Annotated in this window: 21 protein-coding genes; 7 read left to right on the forward strand and 14 right to left on the reverse strand. The window is 60.1% G+C overall.

What is annotated here, in order from left to right; genetic code table 11:
* Nucleotides 1-141: 141 nt before the first annotated feature.
* From ispH to ACXHXG_RS02815, 3 genes are all read right to left on the reverse strand, one after another.
* Nucleotides 142-1,149, reverse strand: coding sequence for a 4-hydroxy-3-methylbut-2-enyl diphosphate reductase (ispH, locus tag ACXHXG_RS02805; protein WP_457898433.1), 1,008 nt, complete (start codon nt 1,147-1,149; stop codon nt 142-144).
* Nucleotides 1,150-1,310: 161 nt separating this feature from the next.
* Entirely contained in the window at nt 1,311-2,057 is a 747-nt protein-coding gene (locus tag ACXHXG_RS02810; protein ID WP_283051189.1) for an SURF1 family protein, read from the reverse strand.
* A 7-nt stretch (nt 2,058-2,064) separates the two neighbouring features.
* Nucleotides 2,065-2,502: a DUF983 domain-containing protein gene (locus ACXHXG_RS02815; protein ID WP_457898434.1), complete on the reverse strand. Its 438-nt coding sequence runs from the start codon at nt 2,500-2,502 to the stop codon at nt 2,065-2,067.
* Nucleotides 2,503-2,708: 206 nt separating this feature from the next.
* On the opposite strand from ACXHXG_RS02815, the gene ACXHXG_RS02820 reads away from it, so the two are divergent.
* Entirely contained in the window at nt 2,709-3,359 is a 651-nt protein-coding gene (locus ACXHXG_RS02820; protein ID WP_457898435.1) for a chloramphenicol phosphotransferase CPT family protein, read from the forward strand.
* Between the two features lie 64 nt (nt 3,360-3,423).
* Here the strand turns inward: ACXHXG_RS02820 and ACXHXG_RS02825 are convergent, their stop codons facing one another.
* The 6 genes from ACXHXG_RS02825 to coxB form a co-directional block, all read right to left on the reverse strand.
* On the reverse strand, nt 3,424-4,302 hold the full coding sequence (locus ACXHXG_RS02825; RefSeq protein ID WP_104822234.1) for a cytochrome c oxidase subunit 3: 879 nt from the start codon (nt 4,300-4,302) through the stop codon (nt 3,424-3,426).
* Between the two features lie 61 nt (nt 4,303-4,363).
* The gene (locus ACXHXG_RS02830) at nt 4,364-4,975 is read right to left on the reverse strand and encodes a cytochrome c oxidase assembly protein (RefSeq protein ID WP_457898436.1); all 612 of its coding nucleotides are present in this window, start codon (nt 4,973-4,975) and stop codon (nt 4,364-4,366) included.
* A 9-nt stretch (nt 4,976-4,984) separates the two neighbouring features.
* Nucleotides 4,985-5,125 (reverse strand): hypothetical protein, encoded by a 141-nt coding sequence (locus ACXHXG_RS02835; protein WP_034488087.1) that lies wholly within the window; start codon nt 5,123-5,125, stop codon nt 4,985-4,987.
* Entirely contained in the window at nt 5,122-6,081 is a 960-nt protein-coding gene (locus ACXHXG_RS02840) for a heme o synthase (RefSeq protein ID WP_104822232.1), read from the reverse strand. Before ACXHXG_RS02840 ends, ACXHXG_RS02835 begins: the two co-directional genes overlap by 4 nt.
* Before the next feature lie 57 nt (nt 6,082-6,138).
* Complete coding sequence (gene ctaD, locus ACXHXG_RS02845) at nt 6,139-7,833, reverse strand: cytochrome c oxidase subunit I (RefSeq protein WP_104822231.1); 1,695 nt, start codon at nt 7,831-7,833, stop codon at nt 6,139-6,141.
* A gap of 14 nt (nt 7,834-7,847) precedes the next feature.
* A complete protein-coding gene (gene coxB, locus ACXHXG_RS02850) occupies nt 7,848-8,738 on the reverse strand; it encodes a cytochrome c oxidase subunit II (protein ID WP_104822230.1) in 891 nt (296 codons plus the stop codon).
* Between the two features lie 336 nt (nt 8,739-9,074).
* Here coxB and ACXHXG_RS02855 point away from each other — a divergent pair, with 336 nt between their 5' ends.
* The 3 genes from ACXHXG_RS02855 (at nt 9,075) to maiA (ending at nt 11,909) form a co-directional block, all read left to right on the forward strand.
* A complete protein-coding gene (locus tag ACXHXG_RS02855) occupies nt 9,075-9,707 on the forward strand; it encodes an invasion associated locus B family protein (RefSeq protein ID WP_457898437.1) in 633 nt (210 codons plus the stop codon).
* Between the two features lie 64 nt (nt 9,708-9,771).
* Nucleotides 9,772-11,187 carry a metalloprotease TldD gene (tldD, locus tag ACXHXG_RS02860; protein WP_457898438.1) on the forward strand — a complete coding sequence of 472 codons (1,416 nt, stop codon included), beginning with the start codon at nt 9,772-9,774 and terminating at the stop codon, nt 11,185-11,187.
* Between the two features lie 89 nt (nt 11,188-11,276).
* Entirely contained in the window at nt 11,277-11,909 is a 633-nt protein-coding gene (maiA, locus tag ACXHXG_RS02865) for a maleylacetoacetate isomerase (protein ID WP_283049460.1), read from the forward strand.
* Between the two features lie 19 nt (nt 11,910-11,928).
* On the opposite strand, the gene ACXHXG_RS02870 is transcribed toward maiA, so the two are convergent.
* Complete coding sequence (locus tag ACXHXG_RS02870; protein WP_457898439.1) at nt 11,929-12,237, reverse strand: nucleoside triphosphate pyrophosphohydrolase family protein; 309 nt, start codon at nt 12,235-12,237, stop codon at nt 11,929-11,931.
* Between the two features lie 110 nt (nt 12,238-12,347).
* The gene (locus ACXHXG_RS02875) at nt 12,348-13,634 is read right to left on the reverse strand and encodes a serine hydrolase (protein WP_457898440.1); all 1,287 of its coding nucleotides are present in this window, start codon (nt 13,632-13,634) and stop codon (nt 12,348-12,350) included.
* A 228-nt stretch (nt 13,635-13,862) separates the two neighbouring features.
* Between ACXHXG_RS02875 and ACXHXG_RS02880 the strand changes: the two genes are divergently transcribed.
* Nucleotides 13,863-14,921 carry a polysaccharide deacetylase family protein gene (locus ACXHXG_RS02880; protein ID WP_457898441.1) on the forward strand — a complete coding sequence of 353 codons (1,059 nt, stop codon included), beginning with the start codon at nt 13,863-13,865 and terminating at the stop codon, nt 14,919-14,921.
* A 5-nt stretch (nt 14,922-14,926) separates the two neighbouring features.
* On the opposite strand, the gene pdxH is transcribed toward ACXHXG_RS02880, so the two are convergent.
* The gene (gene pdxH / locus ACXHXG_RS02885; RefSeq protein ID WP_104822224.1) at nt 14,927-15,547 is read right to left on the reverse strand and encodes a pyridoxamine 5'-phosphate oxidase; all 621 of its coding nucleotides are present in this window, start codon (nt 15,545-15,547) and stop codon (nt 14,927-14,929) included.
* 62 nt (nt 15,548-15,609) lie between these two features.
* Here pdxH and ACXHXG_RS02890 point away from each other — a divergent pair, with 62 nt between their 5' ends.
* Complete coding sequence (locus ACXHXG_RS02890) at nt 15,610-16,068, forward strand: RT0821/Lpp0805 family surface protein (RefSeq protein ID WP_104822223.1); 459 nt, start codon at nt 15,610-15,612, stop codon at nt 16,066-16,068.
* A 16-nt stretch (nt 16,069-16,084) separates the two neighbouring features.
* Here the strand turns inward: ACXHXG_RS02890 and ACXHXG_RS02895 are convergent, their stop codons facing one another.
* Nucleotides 16,085-17,608 (reverse strand): HAL/PAL/TAL family ammonia-lyase, encoded by a 1,524-nt coding sequence (locus ACXHXG_RS02895; RefSeq protein WP_457898442.1) that lies wholly within the window; start codon nt 17,606-17,608, stop codon nt 16,085-16,087.
* A gap of 29 nt (nt 17,609-17,637) precedes the next feature.
* Nucleotides 17,638-18,642, reverse strand: a complete 1,005-nt coding sequence (locus ACXHXG_RS02900; RefSeq protein ID WP_104822221.1) for an ornithine cyclodeaminase family protein — start codon at nt 18,640-18,642, stop codon at nt 17,638-17,640.
* Nucleotides 18,643-18,979: 337 nt separating this feature from the next.
* Between ACXHXG_RS02900 and ACXHXG_RS02905 the strand changes: the two genes are divergently transcribed.
* Nucleotides 18,980-20,143 carry a DnaJ domain-containing protein gene (locus ACXHXG_RS02905; RefSeq protein ID WP_457898814.1) on the forward strand — a complete coding sequence of 388 codons (1,164 nt, stop codon included), beginning with the start codon at nt 18,980-18,982 and terminating at the stop codon, nt 20,141-20,143.
* The last annotated feature ends 86 nt before the right edge of the window (nt 20,144-20,229 follow it).

Below are 20,229 nucleotides of genomic sequence, written 5' to 3' on the forward strand. Positions count from 1 at the left end.
CGAGACTCCCCTGCGGACCTCCTCACCATGAGGGCTGATTCGGCGTCTGGCGGCGAAACTCTCTTCACCTCATCCTAAAATGCCTTGCCGATGCAGCGTCAGCGCAAGCGGCAAGACCTCGAAGGATGAGGTAGCCATTCTTCAATCTCCATTGACGAAGGCCATGTCGGCCACCGTCAGCTCGATATTGCGCAGCTCGCGATTGACGAGGAAATTCTCGGTCTCCTTGACCGTTTCGGCAAGCTCCACCACGGCATTAAAGCGGGCGCGAAAGGCCTCGATGATCTCGTTGACGATGACCTCTGGTGCCGATGCGCCGGCGGAGAGACCGACGGTTTTGATATCACCGATATCGTCCCAATCAATTTCGGAGGCGCGCTGGACAAGCACGGATTTCTTAGCCCCTGCCCGGAGTGCCACTTCGACGAGACGCTTGGAATTGGACGAATTTGGTGCGCCGACGACGATGAAGAGATCGCAGCCCGGAGCGGCTTCCTTCACCACTTCCTGGCGGTTGGTCGTGGCATAGCAGATCGAATCGGCGGCCGGCGCGGTGAGATTCGGGAAACGCTGCTGCAGCCGCGCGATGACTCCGGCGGTGTCGTCGACCGAGAGCGTCGTCTGCGTGACGAAACCGAGATTGTCGGGGTCGGCAGGCTGATAGGCGTCGGCATCCTCCACCGTCTCGATCAGCGACACGGAACCCTCGGGAAGCTGGCCCATGGTGCCGATCACTTCCGGATGGCCGGCATGGCCGATGAGGATGACATGGCGGCCGAGGCGGTTATGCCGCATGGCCTGCTTGTGCACCTTCGACACCAGCGGGCAAGTGGCATCGAGATAAAAGAGATTGCGCGCGTCCGCATCCGCCGGCACGGACTTCGGAACGCCATGGGCGGAAAAGACAACGGGCTGGGCGCGATGCTCGGTGGGGATTTCGTCCAGCTCCTCCACGAAGACGGCGCCCTTGGCCTCCAGCCCTTCGACGACATAGCGATTATGCACGATCTCATGACGGACATAGACCGGCGCGCCATAGGCCTTCAGCGCCAGCACGACGATCTGGATGGCACGATCGACACCGGCACAGAAGCCACGCGGACCGCAGAGCCGGATGGTCAGGTCAGGTTTGGAAACCGCTATATTCATGTCTCTTCCGAAATCCGGGACGATGGCAAGGCTATAGATAGGTTCGCCTTGCCGCTTACTCATGTAGTCCGCATGATCTTATCCAAAAACCACTGCGCACTTTTTGGGATCATGCTCTAGCCGAATATTCCATCGAAATGAAGCTATTCTATTGCGCGAAACTATTGCGTGGGGGTGCCCGGATGGCGTTTGCGCCACCAGGAGATGGCGACGATGGCGACCAGCGCCGCCGCCAGGCCATACCAGGTCACGGCATATTGCAGGTGATTGTTCGGCAAATCGACGATGGTGACGCCGCCGATCGGCAGGCCCTGAGGATTGGGGGTCTTGTCGGCATCGACGAAGAAGGGCAGTACTTTATCCCGCGGAAGCCCATCGCTATCGGCCATGGCATCCAGGTCTTTCCAATAGAATATGTTCTTCGCCAGATCATTGTCCGGCATGCCCGAGGGCTGGCCGGCAAGCTTGGCGCGGGCAAGGCCGGTGACGGTCTGTTCGTCCGTCAATTGCCCCTGCATGCGCATTTCCGGCTCCTTGGCGTCGTAGGGCACGAAGCCTCTGTTGACGAAGAGGTAGCGCCCGTCCGCAAGCTGCAGCGGCGTATAGATATCGAAGCCGGAAGCGCCGTCGAAGGTTGCGAAGAAATGCCGTTCCTTGTTGTTGAGGTAACGACCGGTCGCTGTGACGACGCGATATTCGATATCGCCGCCGGATGCGGCCATGGCCTCGATCGTCGATAGCGGCACAGGGGCCGCGGCCTGGCGCTCGGCGATGTCGGCAAGCAGGCCTTCCTTCCAGTGCAGCCGCTCGACCTGCCAGGTGCCGAGAGCCAGCAGGATACCAAGCGCCACGAGCAGGATCAGCACCTTGCCAAACTGCCAGAAAGGGTTGGCGCGGCGAGCGGGCATGGCGGCCTCAGTCACGATGAAGGCGCCCTTCGCTGGCATTGTTGCGATATTGCAGCGCGATCAGGATGCCCTTGCACCAGCGTAGCGACAGAAGCGACAGGATGATGGTCAAGGGACCGAACAGCAGGATATGCACCCAGATCGGCGGCGCATAGTTGACCTGCAGCCATAGCACCGAGCCGATGACGATGAAGCCGACGATGAGGATGACGAAGACCGCCGGGCCATCGCCCGCATCGGCAAAGGCATAGTCGAGCCCACAAGCTGCGCAATGCGGCTTCAGCGACAACAGGCCATTGAAGAGCTTGCCATGACCGCAACGCGGGCAGCATCCTTGAATGCCGACCCGGAACGGATCGACGGGTGGAAAGAGGGCGCTGTCACCATTTGCCCCTTGATTTGGGTCTGTCCCGTGACCTGGGGCTGTGTCTTGCTCTGGGCTCAAGGTTTGATCTCGATCGATTGCCATTCACGACGAGCATCCGGGTCTCGTCCTGTCATCATCAGTAACCGCGACGCGGCCATCCGTCCAATTCAAAAGCATGGTGACGTCAGTGCGGCAGCCAAACAAGCCCCAATCCCGCATCATGATGTCGCGGCCGCCTTTTCCTGACCGCTTGAAAAACGCCATCGCGGCCATAGAAAGAGGGTATGGACAATAAGCAAGACACGAAGGCCGGCCAGATCATCATTCTGAACGGCGCGCCGCGATCCGGAAAATCGAGCATTGTCGAGGCCATCCAGGCAGGTTTCGACGACCCATGGATGAATCTGGGCGTCGACGCCTATGTGCGGCATATCACGCCACCGCGTTACCGGCCGGGGATCGGTGTGCGGCCTGGTGGCGAACGGCCTGATCTGGAACCGCTGGTTCCGATATTCTATTCGGCGCTCTATGCCTCGATTGCCGCCCATAGCCGCCTTGGGCTCAATGTCATTGCCGAATTCGGCCATCATGACGCCTATTCAAAGCCGCTCGGAATCCTTTCGGATTGCGCCCGCCAACTTGCCGGCCTGCCCGTCCTTTTCGTCGGGGTGCACTGCCCGATCGAGACCATCATGCAGCGACGTTTGGCGGAAGGCCCTGAAAGGCGCAATGACTACGTCAGCGTCTCTGCCGATGCCCCGGTTCCCGCGCCGATCCTTGCGTGGCAGGCGCAAGTGCATCAACCGGGCATCTACGATCTGGAAGTGGATACATCCGTGCAAAGTCCACAGGCCTGCGCCGAACAGATACGGCAACTGTTGGATCGAGGAGTTCCGCGCCCAACAGCCTTCGAGCGGCTTGCCGTCGGCGCCTGAGAGGCCCCGCAATGAAAAAGGCGGGCGCCGAAGCACCCGCCTTCTATCTCAATTCTGCCCTGGCTCAACCGGCCGCGACCGGCGCGCCCCAGCTTCCCCAGATATAGATGCAGAAGAACAGGAACAGCCAGACAACGTCGACGAAGTGCCAATACCAGGCGGCCGCTTCGAAGCCGAAATGCTGCTTTGGCGTGAAATCGCCGCCGATCGAGCGGATGAGGCAGACCAGCAGGAATATCGTGCCGATCAGCACGTGGAAACCATGGAAACCGGTCGCCATGAAGAAGGTAGCGCCATAGATCGAGTTTTTGAACTCGAAGGGCGCATGCGCATATTCATAGGCCTGCACGCAGGAGAACAGCGCACCGAGCAGTACGGTCAAAACCAATCCCTGGATCAGGCCCTTGCGGTCATTGTGCAGCAGCGCGTGGTGCGCCCAGGTGACCGTCGTGCCCGAGAGTAGCAGGATGATGGTGTTGTAGATCGGCAAATGCCAGGGATTGAGGACTTCGATGCCCTTGGGCGGGAACTGGCCGCCGAGGAAGGCCGTCCGCGAAGCCTGTATGGCTTCGTTCGGGAAGAGGCTGACGTCAAAATAGGCCCAGAACCAGGCGACGAAGAACATCACCTCGGAGGCGATGAACATGATCATGCCATAGCGCAGATGCAGTGAGACGACGCGGGTATGCGCGCCCTCATGCGCTTCCTTCACCGTATCCGACCACCAGCCGTACATGACGTAGAGGATCACGGCCAGGCCGATGAAGAACAGCCAGGGCTGTGCGAAGTTGATCCCGAACAGATGCACCGCGCCGCCGTTCAGGTAGCGCATGAAGCAGACGCCGCCAAAGGTAATGACAAAGGCCCCGAAGGCCGCGATGATCGGCCACGGGCTGGGATCGATAATGTGGTAATCGTGTTTCTTGGTATGCGCCTCTGCCATGTCAGCAATCCCCGAATGACTTTTCCCATATCGCCTCCGGCTGAGCCGAAAGCACTCTCCATCAAAGTTTCTTTTCCACCACCTTCGCTGCGCCTTCGTTGGAAGCCACAGGTTTCGCACCATCGCGCGGATAGAAGGTGTAGGATAGTGTCAGCGCCGTGATCGTCTTGGCTTCTTCCGCCTTGGTGATCTCAGGATCGACGTAGAAAACCACCGGCATCTCGCGTTTTTCCCCCGGTGCCAGATCGGTCTCGTTGAAGCAGAAGCACTGCACCTTGTTGAAATAGGCGCCCGCTTCCACCGGCGAGACGTTGAAAATAGCCTGTCCACGCGTCGGCTGGTCGGACTTGTTCTCGACCAAGAACTTGATCTCGACCGTTTCGCCGATCTTGGGGGAGACTTCCTTCTGCATCGGCTTGAAGTCCCAGGGTATCCCCGGGGCAACATTGGCGTCGAAGGAGACCTTGATCGGCCTGTCAAGAATGATGCTGGAGGCCTGATCGACGCGCTGCGTCGTGCCGTTGAAGCCGGTTACCTCGCAGAAGATGCGATAGAGCGGCACGGCGGCGGCGCACATGGCGCTCATGCCGACCACGAAACTCAGGCACATGGCAACCACCAGGCCGTTATTGCGGCCGGCGTTTCTTGCCTTGTTTGTTGTCCCCTCCTCCATCACGCCTCCTCAAACGTGTCCGGTGCCGACCTTGATGATGGTGATCGCGTAGAAAAGGATCACCAGGCCGGCGAGCACCAAACCGAGCGCGATGTTGCGCCCTCGCCGTGATTTCTTTTGGGCTTCCGTGAGCTTGACGAGTTCGATCACAGCCAGCCTCCCGCACCGCCTGATATCAGCACTATCACGAGCCGGTCGATCAGCAGTGCGGAAAAGATTGCGAAGAGATAGAAGATCGAGAAGGCGAAAAGTTTCTTCGCCGGGATCATCTTGACATCGCCATCCGGCATGCGCCGGACGGCGATGGAACAGTATATGAAGATCGCGCCGAGCGCGGCGGCGACGGCACCATAGCCGAAGCTCGCAAAGCCCATGAATGCCGGCACAACACCGATGATGGCCGTCAGCACCGCATAGGCGACGATCTGATTCTTGGTGGCCGGCACGCCGGCTACATTCGGTAGCATGGGGACGCCGACGGCTTCGTAGTCGCGCATCTTGAACAGCGCCAGCGCCCAGAAATGGGCCGGCGTCCACAGGAAGATGATCAGGAAGAGCACGATGCTCTCGATCGTCACGTTTCCGGTGACACAGGCCCAGCCGATGACCGGCGGGAAAGCGCCGGCAGCGCCGCCAATGACGATGTTCTGCGGCGTCGAGCGCTTAAGCCACATCGTATAGATGACGACATAGAAGAAAATGGTGAAGGCGAGGATCGCGGCTGAAAGCCAGTTGACGGCGAGGCCAAGGATCGTCACCGAAAAGCCCGACAGCACCAAGCCGAAGGCAAGCGCCTCGGAAGCCTTGACGCGGCCGGCGGGAATCGGACGGCGCGCCGTACGGCTCATGACCGCGTCGATATCGGCGTCGTACCACATGTTCAGCGCACCGGAAGCGCCGGCGCCGACTGCGATGCAGAGAATGGCGATCAAGCCGAGAATGGGGTTGATGTGGCCCGGCGCCAGCACCAGGCCGGCAAAAGCGGTGAAGACGACCAGCGACATGACCCGCGGCTTCAAAAGCTCGAAATAATCGCGCGCACTCGCTTCAGACAGGCCGGTTTCGCCTTTCTTCGCGAGTACTTCGTGATTGTCGATCACCGTCATTCTTTCATCCAATGTCCGTTAAGCCGGACGCCGTTTATCACGGCGTCCGGAAATAAGCTACTTGATGCGCGGCAGCTCTTCCCACTGGTGGTAAGGCGGCGGCGAAGGAAGCTGCCATTCCAGAGTGGTCGCACCCTCGCCCCAGGGATTGTTGCCGGCGACGCGCTTCTTCACGAACGCATCGATGACACCCCAGAAGAAGAAGCAGAGGCCGACGGCTGCAACATAGGAGCCGATCGAGGAAACGAAGTTCCAGCCGGCGAAGGCGTCCGGATAGTCGATGTAACGGCGTGGCATGCCAGCACGACCGAGGAAGTGCTGCGGGAAGAATATCATGTTGACACCGATGAAGGTGATCCAGAAATGCCAGTTGCCGATCTTCTCGTTGTACATGTAGCCGGTCATCTTCGGGAACCAGTAGTACCAGGCAGCGAAGATGGCGAAGACGGCGCCGAGCGACAAAACGTAGTGGAAGTGCGCGACGACGTAATAGGTATCCTGCCATACGCGGTCGAGACCGGCATTGGCGAGTTGCACGCCGGTGACGCCGCCCACCGTGAACAGGAATATGAAGCCGATCGCCCAGATCATCGGCGTGCGGAACTCGATCGAGCCGCCCCACATCGTTGCGATCCAGGAGAAGATCTTCACGCCAGTCGGAACGGCGATGACCATCGTCGCAAAGACGAAATAACGCTGCGTATCGAGCGACAGGCCGACCGTGTACATGTGGTGAGCCCAGACGACGAAGCCAACGGCGCCGATCGCGACCATGGCGTAGGCCATGCCGAGATAGCCGAAGATCGGCTTGCGCGAGAAGGTCGAGATGATGTGGCTGATCATGCCGAAGCCCGGCAGGATCAGGATGTAGACTTCGGGGTGACCGAAGAACCAGAACAGATGCTGGTAAAGGATCGGGTCACCGCCACCTTCCGGCGCGAAGAAGGTCGTGCCGAAGTTGCGGTCGGTCAGCACCATGGTGATGGCACCGGCGAGAACCGGCAGCGACAGGAGCAGCAGGAAGGCCGTGATCAGCACCGACCAGGCAAACAGCGGCATCTTGTGCAGCGTCATGCCCGGGGCGCGCATGTTGAGGATGGTGGTGATGAAGTTGATCGCACCGAGGATCGACGAGGCGCCGGCGATATGCAGTGCGAAGATCACCAGGTCGACCGCCGGGCCGGGATGACCGACGAGGCCTGACAGCGGCGGATACAGCGTCCAGCCGCCACCCGCGCCGTAGGCACCGGCCGGGCCTTCGACGAACATCGACAGGATCAGCAGCAGGAAGGCGGGAACGATCAGCCAGAAGGAAATGTTGTTCAGACGCGGGAAAGCCATGTCCGGCGCGCCGATCATGATCGGCACCATCCAGTTGGCGAAACCGCCGATCATCGCCGGCATGACCATGAAGAAGATCATGATCAGCGCATGGGCAGTGACGAAGACGTTGTACATCTGCTTGCCGCCATCGATGGAGGCGTCGCCCGAATAGCCGTAGACCATGGAAGCCAGACCACTGAAGATCTGGATGCCCGGCTCCTGCAATTCCATGCGGATCGCAACCGACAGCAGGAAGCCAATGATACCGGCAAAGATCGCAAAGATCAGATAGAGGGTGCCGATGTCCTTGTGGTTCGTCGAGAAGAGCCAGCGGTTCGCGAAACTGGGCTTGTGAGCATGATGGTCGTCATGCGCGTGAGCGTCATGAAGAGCGTGCGAATGATCGTCGTGTGCCGTAGATCCAGCCATTATCCCTATCCCTCTTACTCAGCCGTGTTCGCAGCAACGTTGACAGTAGCCGGCTGATCGACGGCGGCCATCAGGGCCTTGTTTGCCTTGCTCAGGTCGCCGGCAGCAGTGGTCAGCCACTGCTGGTATTGATCCTGAGAGACGATGCGGATGGCGATCGGCATGAATGCATGGTCCTTGCCGCAGAGCTCGGAACACTGACCGTAGTACAGGCCCTCATTGTCGGCCTTGAACCAGGTTTCGTTCAAACGGCCCGGAACGGCGTCAATCTTGACGCCGAAAGACGGCATCGCGAAGGAATGGATGACATCCGTCGGTGCGGCGGTAACAAGGACGCGCACGACCTTGCCCACGGGCAGCACCAGCTCGTTGTCGACCGCGAGAAGCCGCGGATATTTCGACTTGTCTTCCTTGCCGGCCGCGGCGCGGTCCTGGTCCTTCAGCAGGAAGGAATCGAAAGCCAGCGGCGTGTTGCCGCTGTTTTCATATTCATAGTTCCACTGCCACTGCGTCGCCGTCGCCTTGACGGTCACGTCAGGATTTTGCGGGAACGTTAGCTGCGCGGTCAGAAGATCGAAGGACGGAACAGCCAGGAACAGAAGAATGAGGACTGGACCCACGGTCCAGATGACCTCGATCAGCGTGTTATGGCTCGTTCTGGAGGGCACCGGATTTCGCGATGCCCGGAACTTGACCATGACGACGATCAAAAGGACGAGCACCAGCAGCGTAATGGGAACGATAAACCAAAGCGTGTATGCTTCGAACCAGCGTATTTGATGCATGTTGCCGGTTGCTGCCTCTTGCAGGCCGGTTTCCCATGGTTTTGGCTGATCGGCATAGCTGCCGGTCGCAAAAAGCAGACAGGCGATAGCCGCCAGAGCTGCGTAAGCCCTCTTAATCACGATGTCTCTCCCTCCAGCGTTTGATCCCAGATCACTCAAACGCAGTATCCCTACATTCCATTGCGCTTCAAACCACAGTTTGGAGCACTCCGCAACAACTCACAAGCGTTGTCCGTGCGGCATTTTTGCGCGAAGTATATTCCCCCGGCCCGCCGAAACATGGCAAGCATTTCATCATCATACGAAAAATTGCATCGTGGTCCATCGCATTGCCGGGGCAAAATGGGATAGAGGTCGTATTTCCGCCGCAGTCGGTTGGAATTCAGCATGCGGGGCTTTTCATTTGCCGGCATGGGCTTCAACAATAGCAGCACTGATTCGAATCTAGAGGTTTTCATGGGTTTTCGTTCCCTCGCCCGGCTTTGGCTTGTCACCGCCAGCATCGCTGCTGCGGCTGCAGCACCCGTTCTGGCGCAGCAGGCACAGCAAACACAGCCGGCGCCGCAGGCTCAGCAACTGCAAACCCAGCAACCGCCGCAGTCAGGCCAACAGCCGCCGGCCCATACCCAGCAGCTTCCGACCAGCCAGGTTCCACAACCACCGGGTACGGTGCGCTCCAGCCATGGCGCATGGTCCGTGGTCTGCGACAAGCCGGCCGGCGCATCGACCGAACAATGCGCGCTGATGCAGAACGTCATTGCCGAGGACCGGCCGGAAGTCGGTCTTTCGGTCGTCGTGCTGAAGACCGCCGATCGCAAGTCGAAGATCCTTCGCGTGCTGGCGCCGCTCGGCGTGCTGCTGCCGAACGGGCTCGGCCTCAATGTCGACGGCAAGGATATCGGCCGCGCTTATTTCGTGCGCTGCTTCTCGGACGGCTGCTATGCCGAAGTGGTGCTTGAGGACGAGTTGCTGAAAACGCTGCGCAGCGGCGCGACGGCCACCTTCATCGTCTTCCAGTCGCCGGAAGAAGGCATCGGCATTCCTGTCGACCTCAAGGGCTTTGCCGAAGGCTACGACGCGCTTCCGTAAATCGACAGGGCTTGCTCTCTCGCCGTCCGAAACCTACATCGGCTCTGAACGGAGCACTTGATCCATGAATACCGATCTTCTTACCTTGTTCGATACCGACGAAACCAAGCTGCGCGGCATCGTTGCCGAAGCACTGGCCGGCGCTGACGATGGCGAGCTTTTCGTCGAGCATGTCCAGGCGGAATCGCTGACCTTCGACAACGGACGCATGAAGGGCGGCAGCTTCAACACCGAACAGGGTTTCGGCCTGCGCGCCGTCGCCGGCGAAGCGGTGGGGTATGCGCATGCGGGCGATCTCTCCGAAGCCGCGCTGAAGCGCGCCGCCGATGCGGTGCGCGCGGTCACCAGCGGCTATGCGGGTTCGTACGCCGCCGCGCCTCAGCGCACGAATAAAGTACTCTATAGCGACGAAAACCCGATTGGGAGCCCAAGCTTCGAGGACAAGGCGAGGCTGCTGCAGGAGATCGACAGCTATCTGCGCAACAAGGATGGCAAGGTGCGTCAAGTCACGGCCTCCATTGCCGCGAGCTGGCAGGTGGTCGATATCCTGCGCGCCGACGGCCATCGCGTTCGCGACATCAGGCCGATGACGCGCGTCAATATCTCGGTGATGGTCGGCGAAGGCGACCGACAGGAATCAGGTTCCTTCGGAACCGGTGGCCGCGTCGGCTTCGGCGATTTCGTCACGGAAGAGAACTGGCGCCGCGGCGCTGACGAAGCTTTGCGCCAGGCATTGGTCAATCTCGAGGCGATCGATGCGCCGGCCGGCACAATGGACATCGTTCTCGGCTCCGGCTGGCCGGGCGTCATGCTGCACGAAGCCGTCGGCCACGGGCTGGAAGGCGATTTCAACCGCAAGAAGACCTCGGCTTTCGCAGGGCTGCTCGGCCAGATGGTCGCCGCTCCCGGCGTGACCGTCGTCGATGACGGCACGATCGAAAACCGCCGCGGCTCGATCACCGTCGACGATGAGGGCACGCCTTCGGCCTACAATGTGCTGATCGAGAACGGCAAGCTGGTCGGCTACATGCAGGACCGGCAGAATGCCCGCCTGATGGGCATGAAGGCAACCGGCAACGGCCGCCGCCAAGGCTATGCCCACACGCCAATGCCGCGTATGACCAACACTTATATGCTTGGCGGCGACAAGACACCGGAAGAGATCATCGCCTCGGTGAAGAAGGGCATCTATGCCGTTTCCTTCGGCGGTGGCCAGGTCGACATCACTTCCGGCAAATTCGTCTTCGGCTGCACCGAAGCCTATCTGATCGAAGACGGCAAGGTCGGCGCACCGATCAAGGGCGCCATGCTCATCGGCAACGGCCCAGAAGCGATGAAGCGCGTCTCCATGATCGGCAACGACATGAAACTCGACACCGGCATCGGCAATTGCGGCAAAGGCGGCCAATGGGTCCCCGTCGGCGTCGGCCAGCCGCATCTGCGGATGGATCAGGTGACGGTCGGCGGGACGAAGGCTTGAAGTCTGCCTAAAGCTATGCCCATGGCAGTGGCCATCAGCCTTCGACGGAGGCTGATGCTGTTGATAGCTTTTGACCGAAGAGGACCTCCATGCGCTTGCTGTCACGCTGGCAGAATTCCGCAGGCGAAAGGGTGCGTATAGCACTTTACCTCAAAGGTATTCCGTTCACTTATACACCGGTAAGCTCATTGGCGCCCGGCGAATATGAGCGATTGAACCCTCAAGGTCTTCTACCTGCTCTCGACATCGGCGGACGTATCATCGCGCAATCGTCTGCTATCCTGGATTATCTTGAGGAAGCGTATCCAGCGCCAAGTCCGCTGCCTTCCGATCCCGTCGTCCGCGCGGAGGCAAAAGCGTTTGCCGGGCTCATCACATCGGAAATGCATTCTCTGACCGTTCTGCGTGTCAGACGCTTTTTGAAATCGGACATAGGTGCCGACGATCATCAAGTTTCGGTCTGGGTCAGCCACTGGCTGGCTCTAGGCCTTGACGCCCTGGAGGAAACCCTACGGCGCCGACCGATCCAATGGCCGTATTGCTTCAGCGTAGAAGCGGGATGGGCGGACCTGCATCTTGTGCCGCAACTAAACGCCTCCCGCCGTCTTGGCGTAGATCTATCCCGTTATTCCACACTCCTGGCAGTCGAAGAACGCTGCAACGAACTCGAAGCCTTTCGGCTTGCACGCCCGGAAGCACAGGTCGACTTCTCTCATTCTTGAACGTGGCAACCAGCCGCTCTCACCTCTCCTCCGGCCGGAACCGCCATTTCCGCTCGACGGCAGCGGCGAGATCGAGGCTGTTGCGGTGGGCGAAGAGAAGGATATGGCCAAGCACATCGGCGGTTTCGTCGGCCAACGCAGTAGCCAGATCCTCGTCCGACATGCCCTTGCGTCTTCCGCGGCCGGTCGTTTTGTTCCAGATCTGGGTGAGTTCGCCCATCTCCTCCTGCAATTTCAAAACAAACCAGTCGGCATCGCGCTCCAATCCGTTGGCGGCGGCATAGGTGGCGGAAGCCTTTTCGAACTGCTGGATCAGATCGGATAACATCAATATTGTTCCCTGTATGTTCTTAACAGAAGTGAACGATTCTGCCGGAAATAGCAAGACGGCGGAGCTTGTGCCCCGCCGTCTTGATAGTTTCAAAACTTGATTTCCGCTCAGCCCTTGGTCGGCAACAGCATGCAGTTGAAATCCTTGCGTTTCAGCGCGGCGCAGGCGGAATTCGCATCATCGCGGCTGCCGAAGCCAACGAAACGGGCGCGATAGACCGTGTTGCTGCCCTTGCCGACGGCTTCGGTATAGGGCGAAGCGTTGGCAAGAGCGCCGCCCGCCTTGGATTGAGCCTCGGACAGCAGGTCCTTGGCGGCCTGCGCCGTCGGAGTAGCTGCGATCTGCACCTGCCAACCGCCGGTCGCCGGTTTGCCGGCATTTTGGATTTCATCCATCGCCATCGGGCGATCCATCGGCACGGTCACATTTGTCGTGGCGGCATAGGCGAGCGGGGCCTGAGCCGGCGTGAACTCGGCGCGCTTGCGCGTCGTCGTGGCCGTGGTTTGCGCATCGACATCGGCAGCAACATCATCCGTCGCCGAAGCAACTTCGACCTGCTTTGCACCGCCAACACTTGCCATCAGGCGCGATGAAGTGGCGGAGGTCGCTTTCGGCACATAGCGATTGAGAAGGGAGGCCATGAAGGCATCGCGGCCGCGGGCAGTCGCGCCGCCCATGACGACGCCGATAACGCGGCGGTTGCCCTGGCGCACGGCGCTGACGATGTTGAAGCCGGAGGCATTGGTGTAGCCGGTCTTGATGCCGTCCATGCCTTCGTAACGATACATCAGATTGTTATGGCCACGGACGCGGCTGCCGCGATAGGTGAAGCTCGACTGCGAAAACAGCCGATATTCCTGAGGATAATTGTTGATGAGCGCAACGGCGAGCGTCGACATGTCGCGCGCGGTCGTCACCTGCTCCATGCTCGGCAAGCCCGATGGATTGGTGAAGACAGTGCGGCGCATGCCGAGTTCGCGCGCCTTCTGCGTCATGATGCGGGCAAAGCCGCTTTCGCTGCCGCCCAGCGCTTCGCCCATGGCAGTGGCGGCATCGTTGGCGGACTTGATGATCATGCCGTTGACGGCATCGCGGACGGTGATGGTGCTGCCCGGCTTCAGGCCGAGCTTGGTCGGGCTCTTGCCGGAGGCGTTGCTCGAGACCGGAATCGCCGTGTTCCAACCCAGCTTACCGCGATGGATAGCCTCAAACGTCAGGTACAGCGTCATCATCTTGGTCAGCGAGGCAGGGTGGTTGAGATCATCGGCATTATCCGATGCCAACACCTTGCCGGATTTCGCGTCCATGATGAAATAGGCGCTGCCCGCAAAGCTCGCTACCGGTGCGCTCAACAGCAAGACGGCCGCAGAAAGGGCCATCAAAAGTTTTTTCATATTCGTCCCCAACTGAAACAAATGCCAATACACCGCATCAACCTGTTGTGCGCATTTGCGACAAGAGCCTGATTTCGGTGCGATATTGAGGCAACACCCTCGACAGAATTCCAATTTTGCCTTTGCTGGTAAAATAACGGTTAACACATTGAAAAGATGGTGCAGATTCAGCAAGACTTAACGGCGGATGGGCTAGATCATGGGCATTCTTCAACCGGGTCAATCCCTATGGAACAGGGCATCAGAATTCGTCTCAAGCGCGCGGCGATCTCCGGCGGTCTGGAAACCGCCGCAATTCTGAAAAACCTCGGCCTGATGCGCGACGTCGCCGGCCTCGGTGCCATCTTCACCCTGCATCATGTCCGCCCTCCCTTGCCCCGAACCTTTGCCCCGAATGCGCATCTAGAAATTTCGCCCGAATTCCTCGACAGCGCGATCACGCGACTGAAACGGGATGGTTATGAATTCATTTCTCTTGATGCGTTGCCGGACCGTATCGCAAGTGATCGCAACAAGCCACCCTTTGCTGCTTTCACACTCGACGACGGTAATCGCGACAATTTCGATTATGCGCTGCCGGTCTTTGCCCGCCACGGCACGCCCTTCACGATCTTCGTCACCCAAGGCCTGTCGGAGAGGACGCACAGCATATGGTGGGAAACGCTGGCCGACCTGCTTGCCCAACGGGATCGCCTAACGTTCGACTTTGGCATGGGCACAGAGAGTTTCGATCTCAACAGGGCCGGCCAACGGCAAGCCGTGTTTGCCCGCTTTGCCGCCTATGTTCATGCCCATGACGAGATGGAGGCCGTTGCCCGGATCGACGAGCTCGCCCGAAGGAACGGCATGGAGCCACTGGATCTCGTGCGCGCGACAATCATGGACCGCGGGGAATTGAGGCAGCTTGTCCGTCATCCGCTTGCCTCGCTCGGCGCCCACACGGTCAGCCACCGGGCGCTCGCCCGTCTGCCGGAAGCGGAAGCGGCGGCGGAAATGGCGTTGTCGGCGGATTATGTCGCTGACATCATCGGAAGGCGGCCGGCGGCGATCGCTTATCCCTACGGCACGGCCAATGCGGTCTCTCCTCGCGAAGCTCGGCTTGCAGCGGAACTCGGCTTTTCCGTCGGCGTTACGACCCGGCCTGGGACGATCGGAAAGGCAAGTGCCGCCACGATCACCCATTTGCCGCGGCTGTCGTTGAACGGTCACTACCAGAAGGCTCGATATGCATCGGCACTTGCCTCCGGCATCCCCATGAGGCTGATGGGGCGCCGGGCCTCACCATAGTTCCGTTACGGATACATCCGCACCTTTTCCCAGGCGCCCTCCGGCACGTCGCGGCGGAATTCGACGCGGTCGTGCAAGCGGAACTGGCGATCGTGCCAGAACTCGATCGACAGCGGCCGGATGCGGAAGCCGGACCAATAGGCAGGGCGTGGAATTTCGCCAATGGCGTAGCGGGCCGTATATTCGGCGACCGCCTTTTCCAGGGCGAAGCGGCCCTCGAGCGGACGCGACTGCTTCGACGCCCAGGCGCCGATGCGGCTGCCGCGGGCACGCGTCTTGAAATATTCATCAGCTTCGTTGTCGCTGACCACTTCAACCAGGCCGCGCAGCCTTACCTGACGCCGGAGCGACTTCCAGTGGAAGCACATGGCCGCTTTCTTTTGGGAAAGAATTTCTTGGCCTTTCTGGCTTTCGAAATTTGTATAGAATACGAATCCCTGACTATCGAAACCTTTCAGAAGAACCATGCGGACATTTGGCAATCCATCCTTATCAACCGTTGCCAAGGCAACCGCATTCGGATCATTCGGCTCATTGGCTTCAGCGTCGCGCAGCCAGGAAGCGAAAAGCGCGAAGGGCTCGTTCTGCTCGGTGAAGTCACCGCTTGTTAACTCGTTTTCCGACATATTAGCTCAAATTCTCCGCATTTCCTAAAATCGCCAGCCCCAACACTGGCCAAGATACTCGGGTGGAAGTCATAGCAAAGTCGACGGTTCATACAAAGCGCAAGCTTGCAAAAGGCGCGACGATGGCGATTGCCATTTTCTCCCTTTTCTCCCTTGGCGGCTGCGTCGGCGGCGGCATGGACATGCTGAGTTCGACGAAGGTGGATCGGAGCGTTTCAACCGGTACCATCCCGACTGCTCCTGTGACGACCGACAGCGTTTCCGACGAGACAACCGTGCGTAACGCGGTGACTTCGGCAGATCTCAACAAGCTGAACGGACAGCCCGTCCCCTGGGCGAATGCGTCGACGGGAAGCGCCGGCGTCATCGACACCATCGTCGAAAACAACGCCTCGGGACAGGTCTGCCGCCAGTTCCGCACCACCCGCCACTCCTATGACGGCATCGCCAATTTCTTCGGCAAGACCTGCCTTATCGGCCAAGGCGAATGGCAATTGCTGAGTTTCCAGCAGGACGGCTGATCGCCTCCTCTCTTTCTTATTTCATACTCAGAAGCGGGCCGATCGGCGTGCCCGCCGCAATGCAATCCGCAAGCGCGTAGATATCGTTGCTGGGCGAACGGTCCATCTCCAGCGGTGGGACCATCGAGCGGACAACGGTAAACAGCATCCCGGTTCCCTCACCCAACTTGATTGCGCCTCGCAGATCGATGGCCCGCGCGGCTACGATCAGTTCGATCGCCGTCAGATATCGCAGCTTCACCGCCAGCCGTCCGGTCTTGTCGATCACCGACATGGCAAGCGATGCATAATCCTCGACGCGATCGGCGACGGGCGTCACGGCAAAGGGCATGGGTATCGCCAGGTGGCCGATCTCCGCCGTCAGCGCGGCGACGGTCTTTTGCAGGGCGCCAAAGCCGTTGGCGCCGACACCTTCCGGCGCCAGAAAACGCGGCAGATCGGAGAAGCCCGGCGACAGCAGCTTCATGATTCGCTCGGCCGCCATAGCCGCAAGGCGGGCGAGCGCCAGCCCCAGCGTGTCGAAGGCCAGCACCATATGGGTGGGATCGAAATTGCCGGTCGGCAGCACGACATCCTCATCGGCAAGAACCGATGGGTTGTCGTCACTGGAGCGCAGTTCCAGTTCGGTAGCAGTCCACGCCGCTCTCAGCGCATGCAATGCGGCGCCTGAGACCGATGGCACGCAGCGAAGGCTGAGCGGGTCTTGAAGGCGCCGGGCTGCCCCCGGTTTCATCAGATCGCCGCCTTCGAGCAGCGAACGGACCGCTGCCGCGACTTCGCCCTGGCCGGGGCCGGGCCGCAAGCGACTTGCCAGCGGATCGAGCGGATCAAGGCTGGCGCGAAATCCTTCATAGGACAGCGCTGCCGCACCGATATGCGCATCGAAAATACGCCTGATATCCTGCAGCATCAGGCAGGCAAGGCCGACGGATGCGGCGTTGGACGAGATCAGCGACAGTCCATCCTTTATGCCGAAGGACGGCTGCACAAGGCTGGCCGCCGCCAAGGCATCGGCGCCGGAGACCTCACGCCCATCCGGAAGAATGGCCCTCCCCTCGCCCACCAATACCAAGGCGATATGCGCAAGCGGCGGGAGATCCGCCTCGCCGATCGAGCCGGTCATCGGCACCTTCGGATGGACGGAACAATTGAGCATACCGGCAAGCGCTTGCGCCACCTCTGGCGATTCACCCGAATAGCCGAGGCAAAAGCGGGCTAGGCGCGCCGCCATCATGGCGCGGACCTCATCCGCTTCGGCAAAACGCCCAACACCAACGGCGCGGGGGCGCGGAATGCGATGTTGCCCGGAATCCTTCGCGGGATCGAGGCGCGTATCGACAGCGGCACCCAAACCGGTGCTGACTCCATAGATCGCCTTGCCCGCGCCCGCATGGCGGAGGAGACAGGCATAGGCGGCTTCGATGCCGGCGATCGCATCGGCGCCGATCGCGACCTCGGCGCCATTGCGAGCCACGGCGCAGATCGCGTCGATATCCGCGCCGGACGCATCGAAGATCACGCTTTTGGCGTCAGCACCCATCCGTCTGTCCGTTTCTCAAACCGTCCGTTTCAAGCAAAGCGCAGGCGCTGGCCGATATTCATCCGCTTCGCCTTGTCGACCATGGCAGCCCCCAGCGCAACGTCCGTGGTACTGAGACCGCGATGCCAGAAGAGAATGGTCTCGTCGTCGCTTTCGCGGCCAGGCCGCGCACCGCAGACGATCTGGCCGATTTCGGCATGCAGTGTCTCCGCCGTCACCTTGCCCTCATCGACATGCCGGCGCAATGCGCCAAAGGGACGACCGGGGCCGCATTGACCCCAATCGTCGACGACGACTTTGTCCATGATGTCGGTCAGATCGAATTCCAGCGCGCTCATCGTGCCATAAGGAACGACGAAAGCTCCCTTCTTGACCCAGGCGGTCTTGAAGAGCGGCGTCGGCTCAGGCAGGCGGCTGGCCTCGACCATGATGTCGGCGTCCTTCAGGCAGTCTTCCCAATTGTCGGTGACGATGATCTTCTTGCCGAGATCCTTTTCCAATCGGGCGGCGAAGGCATCGCGGCTTTCCGGCCGGCGGGAATGGACGCGGATTTCCTCGAAATCGAACAGATGGTCGAGCAGGCGGACATTCCAATAGGAAGTGCCGCGCGCGCCGATATGGCCGAGCACCTTGCTATCCTTGCGGGCGAGATGGCGGGCACCGATCGCGGTGACCGCGCCCGTGCGCATATCGGTGATCGCGGTGGCGTCGATGATCGCCTTCGGCATGCCGGTGCGCGGATCGAAAAGGTTGAGCACAGCCATTTCAGAAGGAAGACCCTGTTTGTAGTTATCGACGAAATCGCCGACCACTTTGACACCAGCATAGTCGAGAGGCTTCACATAGCCGCGCAGCACATTGAAATGGCCCTTGTCGGAACTTTCGGGCACGAGATGCACGCGCGGTTCGATCACCGTTTCGCCACGTCCCTGCGCATCCAAAGCTTTGCTGACGGCATCGAGGATTTCGTCGTTGGTCAGCGCCAGCGCCTTGGTATCGATGGCGTTCAGATAGTCGATCCAAATTTCCTGCATGGGATGCCCTGACCCTTCCGCTTGTCGCTATGCTCGCCTCATCATGAAATGAGTTGTCTATACTTATTGTCAAGGCAAATCCGGTGCGAAAGCCGTGCCTTCAGTCTTAAGCAGGGCTTGGCTTCCTTAGCGAACGGCTAACCATTGCGGCAGATCGAACCGTTGCCGCCAGCCGGGCGTAACAACTGATTAGCAACTGCTCGCGCAGGATCACACCATATGCGCGTCAACCTTCTTGCTTCCGGGGGAGTGAGGATACGGCGCGATCCATATGTTTTCTTCCTTTTGGGGTGCCGCAACGAGGCCGGGCACACCCTTCAAAACGGTGGTTATAATGATGCGCGATCCTTACAAGGTGCTTGGCGTAAAGCGGGATGCCGGGGCGGACGAAATCAAGGCGGCATGGCGCAACCTGGCCAAGGCCGTACATCCCGATCACAACATCGGCGATCCCACGGCAACGGAGCGCTTTGCCGAGATCGGCCGCGCCTATGAAACGCTGAAGGACCCGCAGAAGCGCAGCCGTTACGATCAAGTGGCGCGCATGGCCGAGGCGAAGGGCCAAAGCACAGAGCAGACCATCATGCAGCAGCGTCAGGCTGCCCGCGAAGCAGCGGAGCGTGCCAAGGCCGCACGCGCCAACGCCGAAAAGATCATGGAAGAACTCGCCCGCGCCAATGCCCAGAAGGCGCAGAAGGCTGCGTCGGCCGCCAACCCGCAGGCGGCCGGCGCCGAGTCACCCGAGGATATGGTCGAGCGCATTTTCGGCGCCAAGGCCGCCCGTGCCGCACCGAACCAGGCAGAGACCGCCGCCAGTGCCGCGGAGACGGAAAAGCCACGCGAACCGGAGAGTGGCGAGACGGAAGAAAACTTTGCCGAAGAGGAGCAGCTTGCGACGGGCACCGGCTCAACCGTCTTCCGCTCGCGCTTCGGCATTCTCGGCTCGCTCGTGCGCCGCTTTACGGGCGGCGGCGCTCAGGACAAGGTGCCGGAGAAAACACCGGAGATCGCTGCCGAAGCGACCGTCACTCTCGATGACATGCTGAAGGGAAACTGGATCACCGTACCGCTGTCCGACGGACGGGAGGCGCGCTTTCAGGCGACGACGGATATCAGCAACGGCCAGGTGGTGCATCTGAAGGGCCAGGGGATGAAATTGCAGGGGATGCTGCGCGGCGATGTCGCGATCACCATCCATCTCTCCACCGACAGCCGCTTCACGCTTAATGGCCTCGACGTCCACACGACCCTTCCCGTGACCATCGAAAATGCGGTGCTCGGTTATGAGACAACGGTCGAGGGATTGAGCGGGCCGGTCAGGCTGACAGTCCCCCCCTGGTCCGGTTCGGATCAGGTCATCCGAATCTCTGACCAGGGACTACCGGACGGGCATGGCGGAAAAGGCAATCTCGTGGTGGAATTGCGCCTGATGCTGTGGGAAAAACCGGACGACAAAGTTACCGATTTGATGCGCAGCATGCGCGAGGGGCTTTTTTTGTGAAATTTCAGTGACAACCGCACCCTTTGTTACGATCCCTAACAGTTGATGATCTTTCCGATGCTTGAACAGGGGATCGGCCTATGCCA

The sequence above is a fragment of the Rhizobium sp. LEGMi-198b genome, from assembly GCF_054114205.1.

What these genes read in the sequence shown, in the direction of transcription:
- ACXHXG_RS02900 (WP_104822221.1), bottom strand. Translation starts at nt 18,642, where the DNA reads ATGCAGGAAATTTGGATCGACTATCTGAACGCCATCGATACCAAGGCG.
- ACXHXG_RS02870 (WP_457898439.1), bottom strand. Translation starts at nt 12,237, where the DNA reads ATGTTATCCGATCTGATCCAGCAGTTCGAAAAGGCTTCCGCCACCTAT.
- ispH (WP_457898433.1), bottom strand. Translation starts at nt 1,149, where the DNA reads ATGAATATAGCGGTTTCCAAACCTGACCTGACCATCCGGCTCTGCGGT.
- maiA (WP_283049460.1), top strand. Translation starts at nt 11,277, where the DNA reads ATGCGCTTGCTGTCACGCTGGCAGAATTCCGCAGGCGAAAGGGTGCGT.
- ctaD (WP_104822231.1), bottom strand. Translation starts at nt 7,833, where the DNA reads ATGGCTGGATCTACGGCACACGACGATCATTCGCACGCTCTTCATGAC.
- ACXHXG_RS02830 (WP_457898436.1), bottom strand. Translation starts at nt 4,975, where the DNA reads ATGGAGGAGGGGACAACAAACAAGGCAAGAAACGCCGGCCGCAATAAC.
- ACXHXG_RS02875 (WP_457898440.1), bottom strand. Translation starts at nt 13,634, where the DNA reads ATGAAAAAACTTTTGATGGCCCTTTCTGCGGCCGTCTTGCTGTTGAGC.
- ACXHXG_RS02895 (WP_457898442.1), bottom strand. Translation starts at nt 17,608, where the DNA reads ATGGGTGCTGACGCCAAAAGCGTGATCTTCGATGCGTCCGGCGCGGAT.
- ACXHXG_RS02855 (WP_457898437.1), top strand. Translation starts at nt 9,075, where the DNA reads ATGGGTTTTCGTTCCCTCGCCCGGCTTTGGCTTGTCACCGCCAGCATC.
- ACXHXG_RS02820 (WP_457898435.1), top strand. Translation starts at nt 2,709, where the DNA reads ATGGACAATAAGCAAGACACGAAGGCCGGCCAGATCATCATTCTGAAC.
- ACXHXG_RS02840 (WP_104822232.1), bottom strand. Translation starts at nt 6,081, where the DNA reads ATGACGGTGATCGACAATCACGAAGTACTCGCGAAGAAAGGCGAAACC.
- pdxH (WP_104822224.1), bottom strand. Translation starts at nt 15,547, where the DNA reads ATGTCGGAAAACGAGTTAACAAGCGGTGACTTCACCGAGCAGAACGAG.
- ACXHXG_RS02905 (WP_457898814.1), top strand. Translation starts at nt 18,980, where the DNA reads ATGCGCGATCCTTACAAGGTGCTTGGCGTAAAGCGGGATGCCGGGGCG.
- ACXHXG_RS02880 (WP_457898441.1), top strand. Translation starts at nt 13,863, where the DNA reads ATGGAACAGGGCATCAGAATTCGTCTCAAGCGCGCGGCGATCTCCGGC.
- ACXHXG_RS02825 (WP_104822234.1), bottom strand. Translation starts at nt 4,302, where the DNA reads ATGGCAGAGGCGCATACCAAGAAACACGATTACCACATTATCGATCCC.
- ACXHXG_RS02810 (WP_283051189.1), bottom strand. Translation starts at nt 2,057, where the DNA reads ATGCCCGCTCGCCGCGCCAACCCTTTCTGGCAGTTTGGCAAGGTGCTG.
- tldD (WP_457898438.1), top strand. Translation starts at nt 9,772, where the DNA reads ATGAATACCGATCTTCTTACCTTGTTCGATACCGACGAAACCAAGCTG.